Raw genomic sequence first — 20,307 nt, forward strand, 5'->3', positions numbered from 1 at the left:
GTTCAATGCATATAAGCAAACAAAAACTCTCTCTGATTCCTATGGATGTTCACCATTCATACAGGATCAGAGAGAGTTTTTTCAGTTATTATTTTTATAACTCCACTATCGCTTTCACAACATGCGAATCCGGTTGTAACCATGTGTCGATCGTAACAGGCAGTTGGTCAAAATTTGCCCGGTGTGTAATGTAATCATCCATGTTCAGCTTCTTCTCCCGCAAGATCGACATGACCTGTTCAAAATCTTCCCGCGTTGCGTTTCGGCTGCCCAAAATGCTCATCTCTCGCTTGTGAAAGTCCGGATCATGAAAGGAAATATCGGCTTTGACCAGTCCAACAAAGATTAATTGACCACCATGTGCCACATAATGGATCGCATCATTCATCGAATGCATGTTACCTGTTGCATCAAAGACAGCCGTCGCATAGTCCCATCCGTGATTTCAGCAACGTGCTGGGCCGCTTGTTCATTAGCCTGAACCAAAGCATCCACTCCAGCCCAGGTGCGGCTAAGTTCCAGCCTGTCCACATTCCGGTCAATAGCAATGACCCGAGCACCCGCCTGTTTGGCAAATGCCATCACACCAAGTCCAATCGGTCCAGCTCCAATGACCACAACCTGATCTCCAGGCCTTAGACTGGCTCTTCTGACCGCATGAGCACCAATACTCAGCGGTTCTATCATCGCAGTTTCATCCAGTGTAAGCCCTTCGGCTTGGATCAGATGCGAGACAGGCACAACGATTCTCTCTCGCATGCCTCCGTCCACATGAACCCCCATCACTTGCATGGACACACAACAATTCGTTTTACCCGATCGGCAAGCGATACAATGACCACAATGCAAATATGGTATAATGCTCACCTGATCTCCCGGCTTCAAGCCATCTTCATTGGGCCCGATTTCTTCAATAATTCCTGCAAGCTCATGGCCCAGTACACGGGGATAGGTGAAAAATGGCTGATTTCCTCTGTAGGCATGCAAATCTGTGCCGCAAATTCCAATCCGTCGGATGGATACCAGCGCCTGATTTTCGGTTCTTTGGGGTTCAGCTATGTCTTGCAACGCCAAACGATTTAATTCTTCACATATAATCGCTCTCATTCCTGTTCCCCCTTCGATGATGATTGTGGCTTCAAGTGATGTGCCATGTTGTATTCAGGGCGACCGCTGGCCCAGCTCTCATTATGAATTGGGGCCAAAATACGCAGCACCTCCGATATCAGTTCCTGGTCTAGTGGTTCTTCGATCCAGGCTGCATTGTTGCGGATATTATGTTCGCTTGCACTGCTGACGAGTGTCGTTGGAATCTGTTCATTGGCTGTTGCAAACTGCACGGCAAGCTTGGCGATGTCACTGCCTTGTTCCGCACAGAACCGTGCTGCTTGCAGACAGACCTGCTTCACATGATCATCTGCCGGGTGCCAGGCAGGAGTGCCTCTTGTGCTTAATAAACCCATGGAAAGAGGCGAAGCATTCACAAGGCCAATTGCTTTCTTTTCCAAAAGAGGGAGCAGGGACAGCAGGGAAGTGTCATTCAGTGCATAATGGCAATAGGAAATGATTGCATCAGCATCAATCTGTGGCAATACCTTTTCAAATAATGGCAGCGGTAATCCACAAATTCCTGCATGGCGAATCACTCCCTGCTCTTTCAGGCGGAGTAAGGTGGGGAAAGCTTCTTCAATAATGATGTCGGCCGGGACAAACTCAATGTCATGCAGGAACAAAATGTCGATATAATCGGTATGGAGTCTAGCCAGACTCTCTTGTACACTATCTTGTATCCGCTTTCGAGAAAAATCAAATGTATTCTCCCCGTAACGTCCAGCTTTCGTCGACAGCGTAAACGAGCTGCGCGGCAAACTGCGAAGGGCCTCTCCAAGTACGGCTTCTGCCTTCGTTAACCCATAATAGGGCGAAACATCTATATAATTCATCCCTGCATCTACAGCAGCGTGAACCGTACGAATCCCCTCACCCTTGTCAATATCACGAAATACCGAACCTAGTGAGGATGCTCCAAAGCTCAATACAGGTACTTCCAGTCCCGTCTTTCCAAGTCTTCTTGTTTTCATTGGCCCGCCCCTTCCCAGCATGTCTGCTTATCTCAAGTGCCCTTTCATTGTAACAGTTCGATTCCATTATAAAATATCGCCAAATGCGTAATATGTACTGTTTGATGATCTGTGAATAATCGCTGGTATGAAGAAAAATTAAAAAGTCCGCCGATTCCCCTTATAAAGAGTAATCAACGGACTTCATATCCCTACGGACTAAATCAGCTTATGGATTCAATTCGTCAGCATGGTATAGATTTAAGTAGATATTAGTTCTGCATAACAAAATCTTCATGAATGGCGTTTTCTTCATCAAACGTGCGCAGGATATCATATCTTGTGTTACGCTGCGCCGGAATATAGCCCGACTCCCGAATCAGTTGTGTAATCGAACTAATGTTGACTTTGTACGTTGCGCCTGCAGCAGATACCACATTCTCTTCAATCATGGTGCTACCAAAGTCATTGCAGCCAAATTCGAGTGATTTTTTGCCGACTTCAGGCCCCATCGTTACCCATGAGGATTGAATGTTTTTGATGTTGTCGAGTACCAGTCGACTGATCGCTACCGTTTTTAAATACTCTTCCGGTGTCTGACGCTCCAGCTTCAGATTCGTATTATCCGGTTGGAATGTCCAAGGAATGAACGCCAGAAATCCTTCGGAATCATACTTGTTCGCAATGCACTCATCTTGAGCTTCACGCACACGAAGCAGATGCAATGCGCGCTCTTCCATCGTTTCACCGAGGCCGATAACCATCGTTGCCGTTGTGTTCATACCAATACGGTGAGCTGTCTGCATCACGTCCATCCAATCGCGCCATGAACCTTTCAGACGGCTGATTTTGCGGCGTGTACGGTCATCCAGGATTTCGGCACCACCACCAGGCAGGGAATCCAGTCCCGCTTCGTGAATCGCACGAACAACCTCTTCCAGAGTAAGACCGTCGGATACTTCAACCATTTTCATAATTTCAGCAGGAGAGAAGGAGTGCATCGTAATATTAGGGAATCGCTCCTTGATCGCTTTAAGCAGGTCCGTGTAATAGCTAAACGGCAGATTCGGATTCGTTCCGCCCTGCATCAGAATTTCGGTACCGTTCACGTCTTCGGTTTCCTTGATCTTCTGGAAAATGACTTCATCGGGAAGTACATACCCTTCCTCAGAGCCAGGTCTCCGGTAGAAAGCACAAAAACGGCAGTACACATCACACACGTTCGTGTAGTTGACGTTACGCCCAATAACAAATGTTCTGTATGGTTCGGGATGCATGCGTTTTACAATCACATTGGCGGCTGCCCCGATTTTGTCTACTTCATTCGACTCAAACAGCTGAATCGTGTCTTCCAAGTCCAAACGTTCGCCCCGAAGGGCTTTATCTAAGATACGGTCTACCGTACTCATCGTAAAAAAGCCTCCCTCATGAAGAGAAAATATAATCACGATCCGTCCCAACTTGTTCATATAAATGAAAGTTTTGGTGGCAACATCGCATTTCTGTACTCCACATATCGTAACACAGGTTACATGTGAAAAAAAGCACCTTATGGGCAGGTGCTTTAAAAATTAATAAAAATGTTTACATATGGTATCTATTTCATTTCTTTTTCAGGGGCACTCTAACACCCTTGTTTCAATACTACCGACTCTACGAGTCCTGAAGTGCTTGATCCAGATCGGCAATCAGGTCATCGATGTCTTCCAGTCCAACCGAGAAACGCAATAATCCGTCCGTGATTCCCCGATCACGACGAACCTCAGCCGGCATAGCCGCATGAGACATCATCGCAGGATAAGACAAGATACTTTCAACCGCACCCAAACTCACGGCAACAATTGGCAATTTCACACGGTTAAGTACAGCCTTGGCCCGATCGCCTGAACCGACGTCAAACGACACGACCGCACCATACCCGCTTGACTGACGTTCGTGAGCTTCACGGCCGGGATGATCCAGCAGCCCCGGATAAAATACAGCCGTAATATCACTGCGTCCACTGAGCCAGGCTGCCAGTTTGGCAGTGCTCTGTTCACTGTGTGCCATTCGTGCACCCAAGGTCTTCATGCCGCGCATTAGCAGCCAGGATTCCTGAGCACCCAGCACGGTTCCCAGTCCATTCTGCAATTGTTTTAGCTGTCTTCCCAGTGAATCGGTACGAGCAACAGCTAAACCTGCCAGCACATCACTGTGTCCGCCAAGAAACTTGGTGGCACTATGTACGACAATATCCACCCCGAGCTCGATTGGACGTTGGTAGTAGGGTGTCATGAAGGTGTTATCAAGAATGGAGATTAACTCCTGTTCCTGTGCCCAAGAGGTGACCGCAGCAATATCCGTGATCCGAAGTGTCGGGTTGGATGGTGTCTCCATATAGACTGCCTTCGTATTCGGTTTAAGCGCTGCCTTTACTTCCTCAATATTGGTCATATCCACAAAGGTAGTCTCAATCTGCATCCGGCTCAGAATGGAAGTAAGCAGTCGATATGTACCTCCATATACATCTTCCGTTACAATCATGTGATCTCCTGCGGAGAACATCATGAACACACTGGAGATGGCAGCCATGCCGGAGGAATACGCAAATCCGCGGGCTCCACCTTCCAATAATGTAATGTAATCCTCCAATGCCTGACGAGTCGGGTTACCCGAACGGCTATAATCATGTTGAGGCGGATTAAAAATATCAAAATGATGGAATGTGGAGGCCTGGTAAATCGGCACGCTGGAAGCCCCGGTTGTTTTATCGATTTCGTCACCGAAATGCAGTAACTTGGTGTCAAACTTCAGGTCGGAATGAACATTCCGATCATGATTGTTGGCATTATTGTTTTGCTCACTCATGATGCGCTCCTCCTTCAATCTCCTGCTGTGCAGCTGTGAGTGCATTGCCCAGATCGGCAATCAGATCTTCGGCATGCTCGATCCCTACAGAGAAGCGCAACAGACGGTCATCCACACCTACAGCGTCACGAATTTCAATCGGGATATCCGCATGGGTCTGTACCGCAGGATAGGTCATCAACGACTCTACACCCCCGAGGCTTTCCGCAAAGGCAATCAGTTTGATGTGACGAAGCAACGGTTCAACATAACGGGCATCCTTTACTTTGAAAGAGAAAATGCCTGTGTTCCCACTCGACTGTTTATTCTGTATTTCAAATCCGGGATGATCCGACAAACCAGGATGATACACTTCGTTAACGGCTGGGTGTTCCAAAAGATACTTGGCAATCGTCAAGGCATTATACTCATGCCGCTCCATACGAAGAGCAAGTGTCTTCATACCTTTCATCAACTGATAGGAGTCGCTTGGAGATAACACTGCACCAATGGAATTGTGCAGGAATGCCATTTCGGCTGATAATTCTTCTCCTTTGGTAATAATTAATCCGGCAAGGACATCATTATGACCACCCAGATACTTCGTAGCACTATGGATGATGATATCGGCACCGAGTTCAATTGGACGCTGGAAGAACGGAGTCAGTAGTGTATTATCCACAATAGTCAGCAAGTTGTGGCTCTTCGCCCAGGAGCATACCGCTTCCACATCCGTAATCATCATTAGTGGATTAGTCGGTGTCTCAATAAATACCGCTTTTGTGTTCGGCTGACGGATACTTTCCAGAGCTGCAAGATCATTGGTATCTACGTAACTTGCTGTCACACCGAATCGAGACAGGATGCGTTCAAGCAAACGATACGTTCCCCGTACAGATCCAGCGATACAATTAGATGATCTCCTTGACCGAATAAAGCAAAAATCGTTTGCAAAGCTGCCATGCCGGAGCTACAGGCAAAACCTGCATCCCCGACTCCAATGCCGCCGCTGCTTCTTCCAATACTTTACGGGTTGGATTGGTCGTACGGATATAATCAAACCCCGTGCTTTGTCCAAGCTTCGGGTGGCGAAACGCAGTGGATTGATAGATCGGAAAATTAATGGCACCCGTTACCGGTTCATTGATAGACCCGATTTGAGCCAATCGGCTTTCGATTTTCAACTTGTTGTCTTCCATTGCAGCATCCTCCTGTAGTGTCGATTAGATTTGCGGACCAATATCGTAAGGCGTCTCTTGATACACATAGTAATTGAGCCAATTAGAGAATAATAAGTTTGCATGTGCCCGCCAGGTGGCTGGAGGTACACGGGAAGGGTCGTCATTCGGGAAATAATGTCTCGGTAGCGCAATATCCATGCCTTTGGATGCATCCCGGTCATATTCCCATTTTAATGAAAGCGGGTCATACTCGGCATGTCCGGTAGCGAAAATTTGTTTGCCGTCTTTGGTGGCGACCAGAAAAATACCGGCTTCCTCCGATTCAGCCAAAATTTCCAGACTTTCATTCTTTTCAATATCTTCACGGCGCACTTCCGTATGTCGGGAATGCGGAACGTTAAATACTTCATCAAATCCACGCAGCAAAGGCACGTTGGATCTGTTGATCGTGTGTGAGAATACGCCAAAACATTTTCATCCAGCGGAACCTTTGGAACTCCGAAATGATGGTATAAACCCGCTTGGGAAGCCCAACATATATGCATAGTCGAAGTCACATTGGTTTTGGTCCATTCGAAGATCTCCTGGATTTCTTTCCAATAGTTCACGTCTTCAAAATCCATTTGCTCTACAGGAGCTCCCGTAATGATCATGCCGTCAAAACGGCGGTGCTCAATCTCGTCAAAGGTTTTGTAGAACAGGTCCAAATATTCCTGGGATGTGTTCTTGGACGTATGAGACTTCGGATGAACCAGAACGATATCTACCTGAATGGGTGTGTTACCTACCAGACGAAGCAATTGAGTTTCTGTCGTTTCCTTAGTAGGCATCAGGTTTAATATAGCGATACGGAGCGGACGAATATCCTGCTGATAAGCGGATGTCTCGTCCATGACAAAGATGTTCTCTCCTGCGAGTACTTCCTTGGCAGGCAGTGTGTCTGGAATTTTGATTGGCATAGTGGTTCTAACTCCTCCTTGAGCATAAATAGATGCAGCCACTGCGGCTGCGATACGATTCGCATCCGAACAGTTATAGGCTGCCATGAGCTTGCCTGCAGGCGCTGAATTGCAACCACATTGCTGGCGGCAAGCTCAAGTTCCTTAGCGAAAATCACTGCTGAGAAGTCGGTGCATATAACAAAGACCTTCCTCGGATTCCGAGAAAGGTCATATGTAAATAGATATGCGCCTCTCTCATCTCTCAGTTACAACAGTGTCAACTTGGACACTTGGTCGCTGCAAGAATTAGCACCGTGCGGTATACCGCCGGTTGCCGGGTTTCATCGGGCCAGTCCCTCCACCTACTCTTGATAAGATTTCGCTTTATTTAATTGTAAAATCTAGTGTGGTTCACCGTTTACTTTAAAACATTAATCCCCTCACGTCAAGGTGTAGTTCAATGTCTGTTCATCTGGATCGGAACCGTTCGTCAGCCGTTGTCATACACTGCTCCAGGGCGCGAAATCGACACATTTTTGCGCTTGAAAGGACTCTGTACCAGCGGTATACTAGACAAGTGTTGTAAACCCTTATGTGAGAGGTGACATATTCAATGGATGGCGACCCGAGGCCTGACTGGCAGCCGAATTCCGACAAACTGCATGAGAATTGATATCAGCATGCCGGCAGCGGGACGTTACTTCCGTTTGGTTATAAAGCGAACGCAGTCCTGACTTCCAGGATCCGCTGCCGACCGGCTGATCTGTTCTTTTTGCGCCCATATTGATGAAATCCGCCCATTTGGCGGGTGCAGAAGGAGTAGATGAACAATGAAAATCCGGTTGGTAAACAACGGTGTATTTATTCCGGTGGATGACATTCAGCAGGCGCTGACTCCACCAGCGGAGGGATTTTACTGGATTGATGCGGACGTAGACGATTTGGCGGTACTTCAACCGCTATTCATGATGCATGATCTGGCCGTAGAAGACTGCTTGAGTGACGAAGAACAACGTCCGAAGATTGAAATTTATGAGAGCCATTATTTTATTGTTATTAATAGCATTCGTTTTGATGATGAAGAGATTTTTTTACGTGCCGTCAACCTCTTCCTTGGCAGACACTTTATTATCAGTGTGACCAAACAGAAAGTCAGTGAATTGCGAACATTGAAGCCGATCCTGTGGGAACAGGAGATCAGTACGCCGGATAAGCTGCTGTATCTGCTGGTTGACTTGATTGTTGATAATTATTTCACAGTTGGTGACCGGATTGAAGCGCGCATTGAGAAGCTTGAAGAAGACATCCTGATGCACACCAAGAAGTCTCATCTGAATGAGATTATCGGGCTGCGTAGTGAGATTCTATGGCTGAAGAAAGTACTGGGACCTCAGAAAGAAGTCATTAATACACTTAACAAAAAGATCTGCGTCTTATTGATGATCAACTGCAGAAGTATTTCAGTGACATTTATGAGAATGCTGTGAAAATATCCGAAACCTTTGAGACTTATCGCGACTTGATGGGGAACTTGCGAGAAGCTTACCAATCCAGTATCGCCAACCGGGCGAATGAGATCATGCGTGTGTTCACCGCCATTACGACGGTGTTCATGCCGCTGACGGTCATCACCGGCATCTATGGTATGAACTTTACGAACATGCCTGAGTTGAACTGGAAATATGGTTATTTTGTGGTCATTGGCCTGATGGTGACACTGGGCCTCAGCATGTTCTTTATTTTCCGCAAAAAAGATTGGGTTTGAACTAACTAACAAAGACGAAGCGCTCCGCATCTGGAGAAACGCCTCGTCTTTTTTGTACGCTTATGAATGAAACCTACCGATCTATGTTCAATCTAGCCCGCATGCTGCTCCGCCTCTGTGTGACGACGAAACCGGATTCGAATCATGCGCAGTCTTTCGTAAACCTGCTCCAGATTGCCTCCGCCAGGCTTCTCTTCTCCATACACTTTATGTAACACAGGCTTCAGAAACGTATCTCCCAGCTCCTCGTAGGCGCTCCACACCGCTTCTTGCTCTTGTTCAGGCATGATAGCGAGTTCCGCGTCCAGCAGACAATCTGTGTCATACCCCTCCAGATCCAGTGTCTCCAACAGCTCAATCAGCTCCCGTCGGGATAATCCGGAACGATTCACGATCTCCTCCAGCGTATACCCTTCCTTCATGCCTTCGAGTACCTGCTTGCGTGTAGTGAATTTGTCTAATTCCTGCTTGTATTTCTGCTCTCTCTGTTTGTACAGCCAGCTCTCATATTCCTGTTCCTTCAGCACCGTATACACCCACTCTAGCGGAAAAGACGTGGAACGTTCCAGTCCATTCGTAAGCTCCAGCCATTCAGCTCCGTACTCGGACGCTTTACTCTCTCCTACGCCAGGCAGTTGCATCAATTCATCTATCGTTTGTGGAACAAATGCACTGATCAGGCGCAACAGCCGATTCGTTGCAATAAAATAGGGGGCCTTCCGATCAGACGCCGCTCTTTTCCTGCGCCATATGCAAAGATCCATATACAGCCCCTCATTGCCATATAATTCACTGTAACAATGAAGACGCTGACCGCCATAGCTGCGCGACTTCAAATCATCATTTTCGTGAAACAAACCCTGCAGCAACGGACGATACCCTTCGCCCATCTGTATCGCTAACTGATGACGATAAACATGTAACAGTTCGTCCCAAGAGCTTCCATCATACCAGATCGCATCCACACGATCTCCTTCCTCATATCGGCTCCATCCCAGATGCCACTCCCCTTCTTCTTCACCAATCCACAGCTGAGCATGCTCTTCATTCTGACCTGACATTCTGGATAACCTGTTCATGAAAATGACTTCCATTTCTTGTCCCTCCTTCAATAGTTCAGCTCGACACAGTCTGTATTGTGCTATCTTGAACAGCACAAAAACACCTCTCCTGCAAAATCCATGCAAGAGAGGTGCTTCCTCATTAACCGTGCTATGCTGTTGCTCATATATTACCACAATGGAAAAATTCGTCAACCATTAGTTTATAAAGCTATTTACTTGTTCAAAGCCAATTTTGCCAGCGCAAGTGAACCGCACAATCCCGCATTATCATCAAGTCCCGGTGAAACGACATATTGGTCAATTTTGGACTGAAGTGCAGGATGCTGAACGTATCCGGCGAGCAATTCCTGCAATTTGCTGCGAACCATTGGGAACAGATGCTCCTGTTTCATTACGCCACCACCCATTACAATTTTCTGCGGAGTGAGGATCAATACATAATTCATCAAAGCATGCGCCAGGTAATGCGCTTCAATCTCCCAGGCCTTGTGATCGGCTGGCAGTTCGTAAGCCGGTTGCTCCCAACGTTTATTGATGGCAGGACCTGCAGCAAGGCCTTCCAGACAGTCTCCATGATACGGACAGAACCCTTCATACGTATCTTCGGGATGTCTGCGTACAATGATGTGTCCCATCTCTGGATGTGACAAGCCATGGACCATTTTGCCACCTACAACTGCGCCTGCACCAATGCCCGTTCCAACCGTAATATATAGACAGCTATCCAGGCCTTGTGCAGCCCCCAGGTTGCTTCCCCGAGTGCTGCACCATTTACATCCGTATCGAATGTCATCGGTACATCAAAGTGCTCCTTGAGCTTACCAATCAGATTGTACTGTCCCCAATGTGGTTTAGGTGTTGTTGTGATATAACCATAGGTCGGACTTCCTTCAATCGGATCAATCGGACCAAATGAACCTACACCCAAAGCTTCAATGCCTTTACCTTCAAAAAAAGCAATGACTTGAGCCATCGTCTCTTCCGGTGTCGTCGTTGGAAAGCTTACGCGTTCAAGAACTTCTCCTTCTTCCGTACCGATACCACATACAAATTTGGTGCCTCCAGCTTCAATTGCGCCTAAAATCGTCATGTTAGTCACACTCCCAAGTAGTTTAAAATTAAAATGGATCTTCCAATCTGCTCTCTGAACGAAGGCATGGTTAATCCAGTTCAGCAGCTTCGAGCTTGGCCAATCTCTTCAACAAGGACTGCTTCCAGCTGTCCGACAGCGTTGAAATGGCCAGCAACGCACGCATACCAACCGCATCATGCTTCCCCTGATGCATAATTCGATTAGCTTCCAGAATGGTCATTGATGCAGGATCAGTGCTGATTCGTCTGAATGTTGCAGAAGGAGTTACCTCGCCCTCTTGCAACACTCGAAAGTAAAATCCGGTATGTCCGCTCTCCTGAAAATAAACTGGCAGCTCTTTGTAATCATACCGGGCGCCAAGCTTGAAGCAAGGCTGTCTTGGCTGGCTGACCTGTACCTTGGCTTCCCCAATTCATACACATCACCAATCCGGACTTCATCCTCCATACAGCCTTCAACGGTCAGATTTTCTCCACAAGCCCCCAGTCCAGCTTGCGATCCATCAGTTGTTCAAGCGCCGGATAACGACTGTAATCGTATACACAAACCGCCTTATCCGGTCCGCCATGATGCTCCAGATCCGCCTGACCATCTCCTGTCATTCCGGTGAATGACAGGAAGACCGGGCTGGATATGGGATGCTTCACAATGCCGCTCATCACTTCGCGCTTCTGACCAGGTAATGCCTGAGGTTGCCCCACATTTACAGCTAGTACAGCCGTCTTGCTTTCATCTGGCTTCCGGTTGTGTGTGAGTGTCATCTGATCATACCTCCCATAATAGCTTTCTTTTAACGAACAGAGCCACCAAAAACAAGCGTATTACTTAACAAACGGCCCGGGGAAGTAAGCATTTTGCCGCCAGCGTACATGCCTGAAGATGCTCCACCATCCAGATTCATTGCCTGCTTGGCACCGAGCTTCTGCATGACAGCAGCCCATTCCTTTATTGTCGCTCCCGAAACGGTAGCCAGTATAACCGAACCGTCTGCCATAATGGCAATACCGCTTCTTGCTCCGGAGGCATTGAGAATTTTGGTATCCTTGAAGCCCTCACTCGCTGGATTTACGGCTACTTTGCCGTCTTTCACCAGACGCGGACCTGCGCCCACAGCGGTGACTACATCTTGCCAAGGAATCTCCTTGCCTGCTGCGTTGGTGTATTTATAATTCATCTCTACAGTTGAACCAACGGTGAAGCGGTCCGACGAGGATTTCTGATTTCCCGTGAAGACCAGCACCGAGCCATTCTTCGGAATAGCTACATTGGTATTGGGTATCTTCTTGGTGACAATCCCTTTCTCCATCACAACGGCAGTACCTCCCTTGAACCCAACGGTGGATCCCCGCTCTGGCGTGTATAACATCGTAATACTCGCATTTGCGGAAGGGGTTCGGTTGATAAAGGTCGCATACCAACTGCGTGATTTCCCTTCTGTATCTGTTACTTTACCCGTGAGACTCACTTGAAGCGAATCCATGATGGCCGAGCCATCTTCCTTAAATCCGATCGTTGTTCCGTATCTTCCAATATGTATAACCTTGCCGTTTGCTATTAACATACCGTATGGATCTGGAGCTCCGTTATAAGCTTCAAAAAACGCTCCGTTTATGGCTGCTTGTGCTCCATAAGCCTTGACAATCGAAGGTAATGTTGCAGTCTGACCGACCTGCTTCTTCGCCAATCCTACAGTAACTGGTGTACCCTTGGGAATACTAACCGTCTGCACGGTAAAACTGCGTCCTGCTGCTTTTACTTTCTGTACTTTGGTGCTAATTGCCGCTTTGGCATCTACTGTCTGTGGAGCACTCACCGCTCCTGAAAGGATTACAGGCAAAGCAAGGACGAGGGCCATAGCCCCTGTCCACCACTTTTTGCCCGTCCGTTTTGTCTGCATACTACTCACCCAATTGCCACTCCCATCCAAGAGCCCAGGCTCTTCATCTCAAGTTGTTCGAACTTGTCCATCACCATATCCGGGTCAAGACGCAATTCACATACATCCAGTGCACAAGCTACCGGAACTGCACAGTGAATCTCTGCCAGTTTGCGAGACAGATGAAGCATATCGAGATCATTCTCAATCTTGTTACGTACCGAAGGTGTAAGCTTATCCATATTGTCCAAGATACCTTCAATGGATCCAAACTCCTGCACAAGCTTCAATGCCGTCTTTTCTCCAATGCCCCGTACCCCAGGATAATTGTCACTGGCATCGCCCATCAGACCCTTCATGTCAATCACTTGACGAGGTGTGAGCTGCTTCTCCAACATCAGGGATTCAGGCGTATAGACCATGTAATTGCCATGACCTTTTTTCATAATAATAATGCTAGTGCGGTCATCAATCAGCTGCAGCATATCGTGGTCACCCGTAAGTACCATCACGTTCATATCCGTCTGCTCAGTGTAATACTTGGCAAGTGTACCGATGCAATCATCAGCCTCATATCCTTGAGCGCCAATATTCGGAATGTTCAAACTATCCATCACTTCACGAATCAGAGCAAACTGAGGAATCAGATCATCCGGAGCTTCCGGACGGTTCCCCTTGTACGCTGCATACTCTTCACCGCGAAACGTCTTGCCCCCCATATCCCAACAGCATACGACATGACTTGGCCCAAAGGTCTGAACCGCATCCCAGAAATAACGGATAAATCCGTATACTGCGTTGGTTGGCACGCCTGCCTTTGTACGTCTGATATAACCGCTTGCAGATGTTGCATAGAATGCACGGAACAACACTGCCATACCATCTACCAGCAACAAAGTAGGTTCATTACGTTGATTCACTTGATTTTGTTCTCTCCTGTCCTGATTCCATAGAAAATTGAACTAAAGAATATTTACACTTGCCACTCCGATGACAGAACAACCTTCTGATCGCTGTTATCCCCAGATTTTTTTGATTCCCTTCTTCAAAAGGGAAAATCCGGTGATAAAGGCGAACGCTCCGCTTCCTCAGGTTATTTCTGTCCTCTCCGTTCTCGTGTAAATCTTTAGCTAAGTTTCTATAGCAAATAAAATATCGAACTAATTCTATCATTATAGCATAGTTCCGCCAAGGATCGACCAGCCAAAAAAGCCCTGAAATTTGAACAATCAGAGCTTTTTTCACCTTGGTTCATTTAACAATATGAAATCATTCAACTATAAATTACGCGTTGTTCCATTCCTGCTCATACGTATCTTCCTTGAACCCTACAGTCACTTTGTGACCATCCGTAACGATTGGACGTTTGATCAGACGACCATTGGAAGCCAGCAAACGAATCTGCTCTTCTGCGGACAACCCCGGCAGCTTGTCCTTCAATTGCTGCTCCTTGTATACTTCCCCACTCGTGTTGAAGAACTTCTTCACTTCAAGTCCGCTCTTCTGAATCAAGTCACTCAATTCTGCTTCGGATGGTGGCGTGTCGAAAATAGGGATTAAGTCCAGCTCATGCCCCTGAGCTTCCAGCCATTTTACCGCTTTGCGGCATGTGCCGCACTTGGTGTATTGATATACTTTCAGATTACTCATCGTTATTGTCCTCCTCGAGTGCTCCGGTTTCGATTTCTCGCTTCCCTTGGTTTGCTTCGCAAATCCAAAAGTCGCTCCAAACCGATACCATCGCAATGTAATTTTAAACCTTTTTGCCAATAAGAAAAAAGTACATTTGGCTATATCATTTTTAGGTTCAAAAACCTTAAAACTTAAAACATAAAGACCTTAAGACCTTAAGACCTTAAGACCTTAAGACCTTAAGACCTTAAGACCTTAAGACCTTAAGACCTTAAGACCTTAAGACCTTAAGACCTTAAGACCTTAAGACCTTAGACTACGGCATTTTGTTCGGGTGCGGTTGCATCCCTCACACAGGTTCATCTAACTAAAACCATTGATAGATAGCAGGGCACGTGCACTGAGATGCTACACACAGCGCAAATCACAGGCCGATTCACAGCATTTCACAACACTTCCCTTGGTGATGCCTCAACATCCAGGCGGGCCTCCAGGGCAGCCATATCTGCGGGCAACGGGGCTTGGAACGTCATCCGTTTCTGCAAAATGGGATGGTCAAACGACAGCTCGCATGCATGCAATGCCTGACGGTCAATCCAAGAGTCTCGTTCCTCCCGAATAGCCATGGTCTGCTCATCGATCTCATGTACGGGAAGTGTCTTATACATCCGATCCCCGATTAACGGGCAACCGATCGATGTCATATGTACCCGTATTTGATGAGTTCTGCCGCTCTCCAGCTTCAGGTTCACCGCACTGGCGCTGCCTGCCGTCCATCGGGCGACTGTCGTGTATAACGTTCTTGCTGCATATCCGTCAGGTGTAACGATTCGACGATGGGGCTCTACGGGATCACGATCGATCGGGCCATCGATGGCCCCCTCTTCTTGGGCAGGACTACCGTGCACAAAGGCAATATACTTTTTGTCCACCGTTCCTGCAATCATCTGTTCAGACACATGCTGATGCACATATGGATTTTTCGCGATTGCCAGCACACCCGAAGTTTCCTGATCCAGTCGATGAATCGGTCTGAAGCGAAAACGCTCGCCTTTGGACTTCCAATAATGGACTACCCCGTTCGCCAATGTACCTGTGTAATGCCCATGTGTTGGATGCACGATGACACCGGAATCCTTGTTCACGATAAGCAAGTGCTCGTCTTCGTACAGTATCGTAAAGGGGATCGGCTCAGGCAAAATATCATCAGACTCCTCCTGTTCCATCCGGACTTCCAGGACGTCACCTGCACTAACTTTGACGCTGATGTATACCCGCTCGCCATTCAACATAATTCCCTGCTCCGTGAGTTTGAGTCTCGACAGGAGCTTGCGCGAAACCTGCAAACGACGCTGAAGCACAGTCTTCAGCAGCCAACCATCTTCATGTTCGGGAACGGTGTAAGTCAGTGGTGAATAATAATCGCTCATTCGTTGTCTTTGCGACGGAATACTTTTTTGCTCCGCACATACTCAATATCCGCTACCTGTTGTCTCGCATTGGCAGTCCGTGCAACAACGAAGAAATAATCAGACAGACGGTTCAAATAACGTCGTACGGAAGGGTTGATATCCGTATGCTGTCCGAGTGTAACGGCGCGGCGCTCAGCACGGCGACATACCGTACGGCAAACATGTAATGTGGAAGAGAGCAGACTTCCCCAGGCAAAATAAACCGTTCTACCTTCGGATTCTCGGCATCGTACTGATCAATCCATTGTTCAAGCCGGGTGACCATCTCATCCCGTACTTTATATTTGGTTTCGCTAATTTTTACAAAGGCTAGATCAGACCCACAATCAAACAATTCTTGCTGAATTTCGAGCAAATGTTCACGCAAATCTTCAAACTCTCCATTGGCTTGATCAATAAAACTGATCGCCTGCCCAACAAAACAATTCAGCTCATCAATTGTCCCGTAAGCTTCAACTCGGTCATCGTCCTTGATGACCCGTCCTCCAATGACCGAGGTCTGTCCCTCATCACCTGTTCGTGTATATATGCCCATTGTAATCCCTCCTATTGTTAATATCATTCGCATGGCAGAACGCTGGGGTTAAATATAAATGCATGCCCTTCTTAACTTTAACTTAATCAGTATACTTGACCTGCTATGATTACGGGAATGCTATTATTTTCAGAAACCAGTGAGATCCTTCATACGTATATATGAATTGGCGCACTCTGCCGAGTATACGCCAAATTCTTGCAAACCAAAAGTAGAGGAGACGATTATGCATAACTGGATAACCGATTTCATGGAACAATACGGCTACATAGGCATTGCACTTATTATTGCTCTTGAAAACGTATTTCCCCCATCCCCTCCGAAATCATTTTACCATTTGGCGGCTTCATGACCACCTACACCAGCCTGACCCTTCCTGGCGTCATTATTGCGGCTACCATTGGTTCTGTGCTTGGGGCTGTCATTCTGTATGGAATCGGACTGTTGATTGATGTCAATCGACTGGAGAAGATTGTAGAACGTTGGGGTCATATACTGCGGATCAAAAAGAAGATATCCACCGTGTCGATGCATGGTTTGACAAATATGGAATGTGGACCGTACTATTCTGTCGCATGGTTCCCCTTGTTCGCAGCCTGATCTCGATTCCTGCCGGTATGTCCAACATGAAATTTGGTTTATTCCTACTTTTCACGACCATTGGAACACTGGCCTGGAATATCATTCTCGTCTCAGTTGGTGCGGCGCTTGGAGCGTCATGGGAGAGTATTCTGCACTTTATGGACGTGTACTCCCTCGTCGTATATGTATTGCTGGCGATTATTGTTGTTGGCTGTATAATCTGGTGGATCAGACGAAATAAAACTCGGAAATAAAGAGATTTACACGCATACTTTTTGGCATAAAACAAAGCCTCCGCACCACAACTTGTGGTTACGGAGGTTTTTTTAGGTTCGTCCATCGTTTTGATGTTATGAATAATGCTAATCTTCATATCGCAGCCCTTGACCTCTAAGATCAACAGCCAAGCCAGATACCAGCAGGTACATCTGTTCCGAATGCGCCTGCAACGCCCGATTAACCGACGCCATTCTTGCCGCAAAAATTCGTTCTTCCTCTGAAGGATACAGCGAACCGTGCATTTCGTTGGTGATCACGAGCAGCTTTCCCTGGTAAGACAGAAGGGCATCCAGCAACAGCTGCGTCTGTGAACGCTGCTGATCCAGATCATCACTTGCCCTGAACCCTGCTGCCATCCATGCTGTCAGACTATCTACAATAACGATTCGCTGATCTGCAAGGAAGAGATTGGATTCCCGATTAATCTGGTGAAGCACCTCCGTAAGGTGCTGGCCGTTTCCAGCCTGGATGGCACGATAATGAGCGGATGGCAATTCGGGAATCACGGGATCATGATCACCAGTGGATAAATAAATGCCCTCCCGGCTAATCCGGGCTGCGTATCGAAGCGCAAATCGGGTTTTACCACTGCCTATGCCGCCTGTGACCGTAATTAGCAATCCGCTCCCCTCCTTCAGTAGCCATACTAGATTGCATTTATTCTGTCAGCGCCTTCAGCACTTTCTTGGATTCTTCGACATTGGACGCTGACACCGGAATGGTAGCAAACAGATTTTGCGCAGCATAATCTACATCTTTGAACATTTGCATGTCTTCCAGCGGAATGCCATAGAGATGTGATTCTGTCTTGATATCTGAACCATCGTCCCCTTCGCCCTTCTCCACCAGGACCCCGCCTTCAAATACACCACGTTCATACTTCTCTGGATTAAATGTATCATCAAGTGGAATATTGGAGCCATTACTTCCGTACTGCTTCATATCAGCCTCAGGCAAAATGAAAATATCATGTCCACCTGCCGCATACTCTACCATAATTTTCTGAACATCATACATCGCACTGGTGATTACCTCTACCTTGGGCTCCTCACCCAACTTCTGCTGCAAATTAGCTTGCAACTGCTCCGAGATCACGGATGGATTTCCTTGGTTGTCAATGATAAAAATTGTAAAACCGTCCTTACCGCCACAGCCAGCAAGTAGAAAAATCATAGAAATGATTGCGGCAAGCCCCCAAAATCTCTTCATTCCAGTTCCCCCTTTAGTCTCCTATGTACAATATATCACAATTGTTCCACGCAAAAAAATAACCCTTCCTATCCAAAGCAATCTATTCATAGATCAAAAAAAAGACCCTTTCCGGGTCTTCTTCAAATCGAGTATACGTAACGTTTCGATACAACAAAAAATTATTTTCCTTTAATCGGATTAGCCTTCATGTATTCATTAATCTTCAAATCTAGCAAACTGCTAATTTCAATTACAATATCGGATGTGAATGACTTCTCTTCCAGAAATATCTGTTCCATCTTGAGGCGAAGCATATGGATCTCATCTTCCAAGGAAACGTTATGCAAAGATGCGTGATCCGGTTTCACCGACCATCGGTCGCCATGATCGCCTTCTGCCAAATAATGCCCACGATTAGTCGGTAAATCATATTCAACACAAAACAAAGCCAACCCCTCCTTGGAAAAATTAGTTTCCAAATACAAGAAAAACTTATTTCAAATTGAAATTATATCACAATATTTTGTAAAAGAAAGTTATTTTTTTCTAGTTTAAAGAACGTTCACATTTGTTCTAAGCTTCTAATTCCTATTAACCCTCTTTTTGCAGTTTGTAAACAAAGTTTCCGATTCGTTCCAATGCTTCATTCAATTGGGTCACGGATGTGGCATAGGAACAACGAAGAAACCCTTCGCCTTGTGGACCAAATACATTACCTGGAACAGCCGCCACCTTATTTTCCGTTAGCAGACGCTCGGCAAACAGATCTGAACTCAGCCCTGTCTTCTGAATACTCGGAAATGCATAAAATGCTCCCTGGGGTTCATGGCAGTCCAGTCCAATCTCGCGAAACCCTTGTACGATAAGGCGTCTGCGCTGATTATAGGATTCGACCATTCTGTCCTTCTCGCCCAATCCGTTCGTCAATGCCTCAAGCGCAGCCACCTGACCCATGGCAGGTGCACACATCACCGTATATTGATGAATTTTGAGCATGGCGGCAATCAGTTCAGGATGTCCACACATATACCCGATTCGCCAGCCGGTCATTGCAAAAGCCTTGGAAAATCCACTAACCAAAATGGTACGTTCTTTCATCTCCGGAATTGAAGCGAAACTAACATGTTTTTGCGTATATGTTAGCTCTGCATAAATCTCATCCGCGATGACAATCAGGTCATGCTTTTTGATCACTTCAGCAATAGGCAGCCATTCTTCATAAGTCATAATGGCACCTGTTGGATTACTCGGATAACATAGGATAACCACCTTGGACTTCGGTGTAATACCTGCTTCCAGCGCCTCGGCAGTCAGTTTAAACTGATCCTTCGCATACGTTTCTACCCCAACCGGTATACCTCCACCAATTGAAGCAATTGGAGAATATGCCACATACGAAGGTTCGGGAATCAGAATTTCGTCTCCAGGCACGATTAATGCACGCAAGGCCAGATCAATGGCCTCACTGCCACCAACGGTAACGATAATCTCATCCTTAGGATCATACTTGGTATCAAACTGAGTGTCCAGATACTCGCTAATGGCTTCTCTCAGTTTCGGCATACCGGCATTGGAAGTGTAACTGGTCATGCCTCTTTCGAGTGAATATACACAAGCTTCACGCATATGCCATGGTGTTACAAAGTCCGGTTCTCCTACACCCAGGGTGATGATATCCTTGTTATCACCAACCAGATCAAAAAATTTACGTATGCCGGATGGCGGTATCTGTTGAACCAAAGGTGCCAGATACGAAGTCATTTTCTTGTTGTTTCCTGTTGTCTGTTCATTCACTATCATGACGCATCTT

Annotated in this window: 14 protein-coding genes, 8 pseudogenes and 1 riboswitch; of the genes and pseudogenes, 2 read left to right on the forward strand and 20 right to left on the reverse strand. The window is 46.7% G+C overall.

What is annotated here, in order from left to right; genetic code table 11:
• Positions 1-94: 94 nt before the first annotated feature.
• The 6 genes and pseudogenes from ACTWJ7_RS25530 to metA form a co-directional block, all read right to left on the reverse strand.
• Positions 95-1,107, reverse strand: a pseudogene (locus ACTWJ7_RS25530) (zinc-binding alcohol dehydrogenase family protein).
• Positions 1,104-2,081: an aldo/keto reductase gene (locus ACTWJ7_RS25535; protein ID WP_079346080.1), complete on the reverse strand. Its 978-nt coding sequence runs from the start codon at positions 2,079-2,081 to the stop codon at positions 1,104-1,106. The pseudogene ACTWJ7_RS25530 and the gene ACTWJ7_RS25535 overlap by 4 nt, the downstream one beginning before the upstream one ends.
• A 251-nt stretch (positions 2,082-2,332) precedes the next feature.
• Positions 2,333-3,469 (reverse strand): cyclic dehypoxanthinyl futalosine synthase, encoded by a 1,137-nt coding sequence (gene mqnC, locus ACTWJ7_RS25540; protein WP_024629023.1) that lies wholly within the window; start codon positions 3,467-3,469, stop codon positions 2,333-2,335.
• A gap of 244 nt (positions 3,470-3,713) precedes the next feature.
• Positions 3,714-4,907 (reverse strand): trans-sulfuration enzyme family protein, encoded by a 1,194-nt coding sequence (locus ACTWJ7_RS25545; RefSeq protein ID WP_301881494.1) that lies wholly within the window; start codon positions 4,905-4,907, stop codon positions 3,714-3,716.
• Positions 4,900-5,998 (reverse strand): annotated as a pseudogene (locus ACTWJ7_RS25550) (PLP-dependent transferase). Before ACTWJ7_RS25550 ends, ACTWJ7_RS25545 begins: the two are co-directional and overlap by 8 nt.
• 111 nt (positions 5,999-6,109) lie before the next feature.
• Positions 6,110-7,113 (reverse strand): annotated as a pseudogene (metA, locus tag ACTWJ7_RS25555) (homoserine O-acetyltransferase MetA).
• A gap of 147 nt (positions 7,114-7,260) precedes the next feature.
• Positions 7,261-7,386, reverse strand: a riboswitch (SAM riboswitch).
• 452 nt (positions 7,387-7,838) lie between these two features.
• Here metA and corA point away from each other — a divergent pair.
• Positions 7,839-8,773 (forward strand): annotated as a pseudogene (gene corA, locus ACTWJ7_RS25560) (magnesium/cobalt transporter CorA).
• A gap of 92 nt (positions 8,774-8,865) precedes the next feature.
• On the opposite strand, the gene ACTWJ7_RS25565 reads toward corA, so the two are convergent.
• From ACTWJ7_RS25565 to ACTWJ7_RS25610, 10 genes and pseudogenes are all read right to left on the reverse strand, one after another.
• The gene (locus tag ACTWJ7_RS25565; protein WP_079346709.1) at positions 8,866-9,867 is read right to left on the reverse strand and encodes an HRDC domain-containing protein; all 1,002 of its coding nucleotides are present in this window, start codon (positions 9,865-9,867) and stop codon (positions 8,866-8,868) included.
• Positions 9,868-10,049: 182 nt separating this feature from the next.
• Positions 10,050-10,927, reverse strand: a pseudogene (locus ACTWJ7_RS25570) (ROK family protein).
• 70 nt (positions 10,928-10,997) lie between these two features.
• Positions 10,998-11,216: a 3-alpha domain-containing protein gene (locus ACTWJ7_RS25575; protein WP_443145977.1), complete on the reverse strand. Its 219-nt coding sequence runs from the start codon at positions 11,214-11,216 to the stop codon at positions 10,998-11,000.
• Positions 11,217-11,252: 36 nt separating this feature from the next.
• Positions 11,253-11,342, reverse strand: a pseudogene (locus ACTWJ7_RS25580) (MOSC domain-containing protein); the annotation flags it as partial.
• A 49-nt stretch (positions 11,343-11,391) separates the two neighbouring features.
• The gene (locus ACTWJ7_RS25585; RefSeq protein WP_443145978.1) at positions 11,392-11,691 is read right to left on the reverse strand and encodes an MOSC domain-containing protein; all 300 of its coding nucleotides are present in this window, start codon (positions 11,689-11,691) and stop codon (positions 11,392-11,394) included.
• 29 nt (positions 11,692-11,720) lie between these two features.
• Positions 11,721-12,827: a phosphodiester glycosidase family protein gene (locus ACTWJ7_RS25590; RefSeq protein ID WP_367620556.1), complete on the reverse strand. Its 1,107-nt coding sequence runs from the start codon at positions 12,825-12,827 to the stop codon at positions 11,721-11,723.
• A 5-nt stretch (positions 12,828-12,832) separates the two neighbouring features.
• Positions 12,833-13,726, reverse strand: a complete 894-nt coding sequence (locus ACTWJ7_RS25595) for a 5'-3' exonuclease (protein WP_301881505.1) — start codon at positions 13,724-13,726, stop codon at positions 12,833-12,835.
• 364 nt (positions 13,727-14,090) lie between these two features.
• A complete protein-coding gene (locus tag ACTWJ7_RS25600) occupies positions 14,091-14,456 on the reverse strand; it encodes an arsenate reductase family protein (protein ID WP_079346100.1) in 366 nt (121 codons plus the stop codon).
• A gap of 428 nt (positions 14,457-14,884) precedes the next feature.
• Positions 14,885-15,868 carry an RluA family pseudouridine synthase gene (locus ACTWJ7_RS25605; protein ID WP_301881506.1) on the reverse strand — a complete coding sequence of 328 codons (984 nt, stop codon included), beginning with the start codon at positions 15,866-15,868 and terminating at the stop codon, positions 14,885-14,887.
• Positions 15,865-16,445: pseudogene (locus ACTWJ7_RS25610) on the reverse strand (cob(I)yrinic acid a,c-diamide adenosyltransferase). Before ACTWJ7_RS25610 ends, ACTWJ7_RS25605 begins: the two are co-directional and overlap by 4 nt.
• A 226-nt stretch (positions 16,446-16,671) precedes the next feature.
• Here ACTWJ7_RS25610 and ACTWJ7_RS25615 point away from each other — a divergent pair.
• Positions 16,672-17,281 (forward strand): annotated as a pseudogene (locus ACTWJ7_RS25615) (DedA family protein).
• Positions 17,282-17,389: 108 nt separating this feature from the next.
• Here the strand turns inward: ACTWJ7_RS25615 and ACTWJ7_RS25620 are convergent.
• The 4 genes from ACTWJ7_RS25620 to ACTWJ7_RS25635 all read right to left on the reverse strand — a co-directional run bounded on the left by ACTWJ7_RS25620 (position 17,390) and on the right by ACTWJ7_RS25635 (position 20,297).
• On the reverse strand, positions 17,390-17,926 hold the full coding sequence (locus ACTWJ7_RS25620) for a bifunctional adenosylcobinamide kinase/adenosylcobinamide-phosphate guanylyltransferase (protein WP_024628347.1): 537 nt from the start codon (positions 17,924-17,926) through the stop codon (positions 17,390-17,392).
• Between the two features lie 37 nt (positions 17,927-17,963).
• A complete protein-coding gene (locus ACTWJ7_RS25625) occupies positions 17,964-18,515 on the reverse strand; it encodes a hypothetical protein (protein WP_024628346.1) in 552 nt (183 codons plus the stop codon).
• A 161-nt stretch (positions 18,516-18,676) separates the two neighbouring features.
• A complete protein-coding gene (locus ACTWJ7_RS25630) occupies positions 18,677-18,898 on the reverse strand; it encodes an aspartyl-phosphate phosphatase Spo0E family protein (protein ID WP_173405202.1) in 222 nt (73 codons plus the stop codon).
• 190 nt (positions 18,899-19,088) lie between these two features.
• Complete coding sequence (locus ACTWJ7_RS25635; RefSeq protein WP_301881514.1) at positions 19,089-20,297, reverse strand: aminotransferase class I/II-fold pyridoxal phosphate-dependent enzyme; 1,209 nt, start codon at positions 20,295-20,297, stop codon at positions 19,089-19,091.
• Positions 20,298-20,307 lie beyond the last annotated feature (10 nt).

The sequence above is a fragment of the Paenibacillus sp. 1A_MP2 genome, assembly GCF_052244825.1.
Taxonomy (GTDB): Bacteria; Bacillota; Bacilli; order Paenibacillales; family Paenibacillaceae; genus Paenibacillus; species Paenibacillus vandeheii.

Excerpts from the sequence above, each read along its gene's own strand:
- ACTWJ7_RS25535 (WP_079346080.1), bottom strand. The coding sequence starts at position 2,081 with ATGAAAACAAGAAGACTTGGAAAGACGGGACTGGAAGTACCTGTATTG.
- mqnC (WP_024629023.1), bottom strand. The coding sequence starts at position 3,469 with ATGAGTACGGTAGACCGTATCTTAGATAAAGCCCTTCGGGGCGAACGT.
- ACTWJ7_RS25545 (WP_301881494.1), bottom strand. The coding sequence starts at position 4,907 with ATGAGTGAGCAAAACAATAATGCCAACAATCATGATCGGAATGTTCAT.
- ACTWJ7_RS25565 (WP_079346709.1), bottom strand. The coding sequence starts at position 9,867 with ATGGAAGTCATTTTCATGAACAGGTTATCCAGAATGTCAGGTCAGAAT.
- ACTWJ7_RS25585 (WP_443145978.1), bottom strand. The coding sequence starts at position 11,691 with ATGACACTCACACACAACCGGAAGCCAGATGAAAGCAAGACGGCTGTA.
- ACTWJ7_RS25590 (WP_367620556.1), bottom strand. The coding sequence starts at position 12,827 with ATGCAGACAAAACGGACGGGCAAAAAGTGGTGGACAGGGGCTATGGCC.
- ACTWJ7_RS25600 (WP_079346100.1), bottom strand. The coding sequence starts at position 14,456 with ATGAGTAATCTGAAAGTATATCAATACACCAAGTGCGGCACATGCCGC.
- ACTWJ7_RS25605 (WP_301881506.1), bottom strand. The coding sequence starts at position 15,868 with ATGAGCGATTATTATTCACCACTGACTTACACCGTTCCCGAACATGAA.
- ACTWJ7_RS25625 (WP_024628346.1), bottom strand. The coding sequence starts at position 18,515 with ATGAAGAGATTTTGGGGGCTTGCCGCAATCATTTCTATGATTTTTCTA.
- ACTWJ7_RS25635 (WP_301881514.1), bottom strand. The coding sequence starts at position 20,297 with ATGATAGTGAATGAACAGACAACAGGAAACAACAAGAAAATGACTTCG.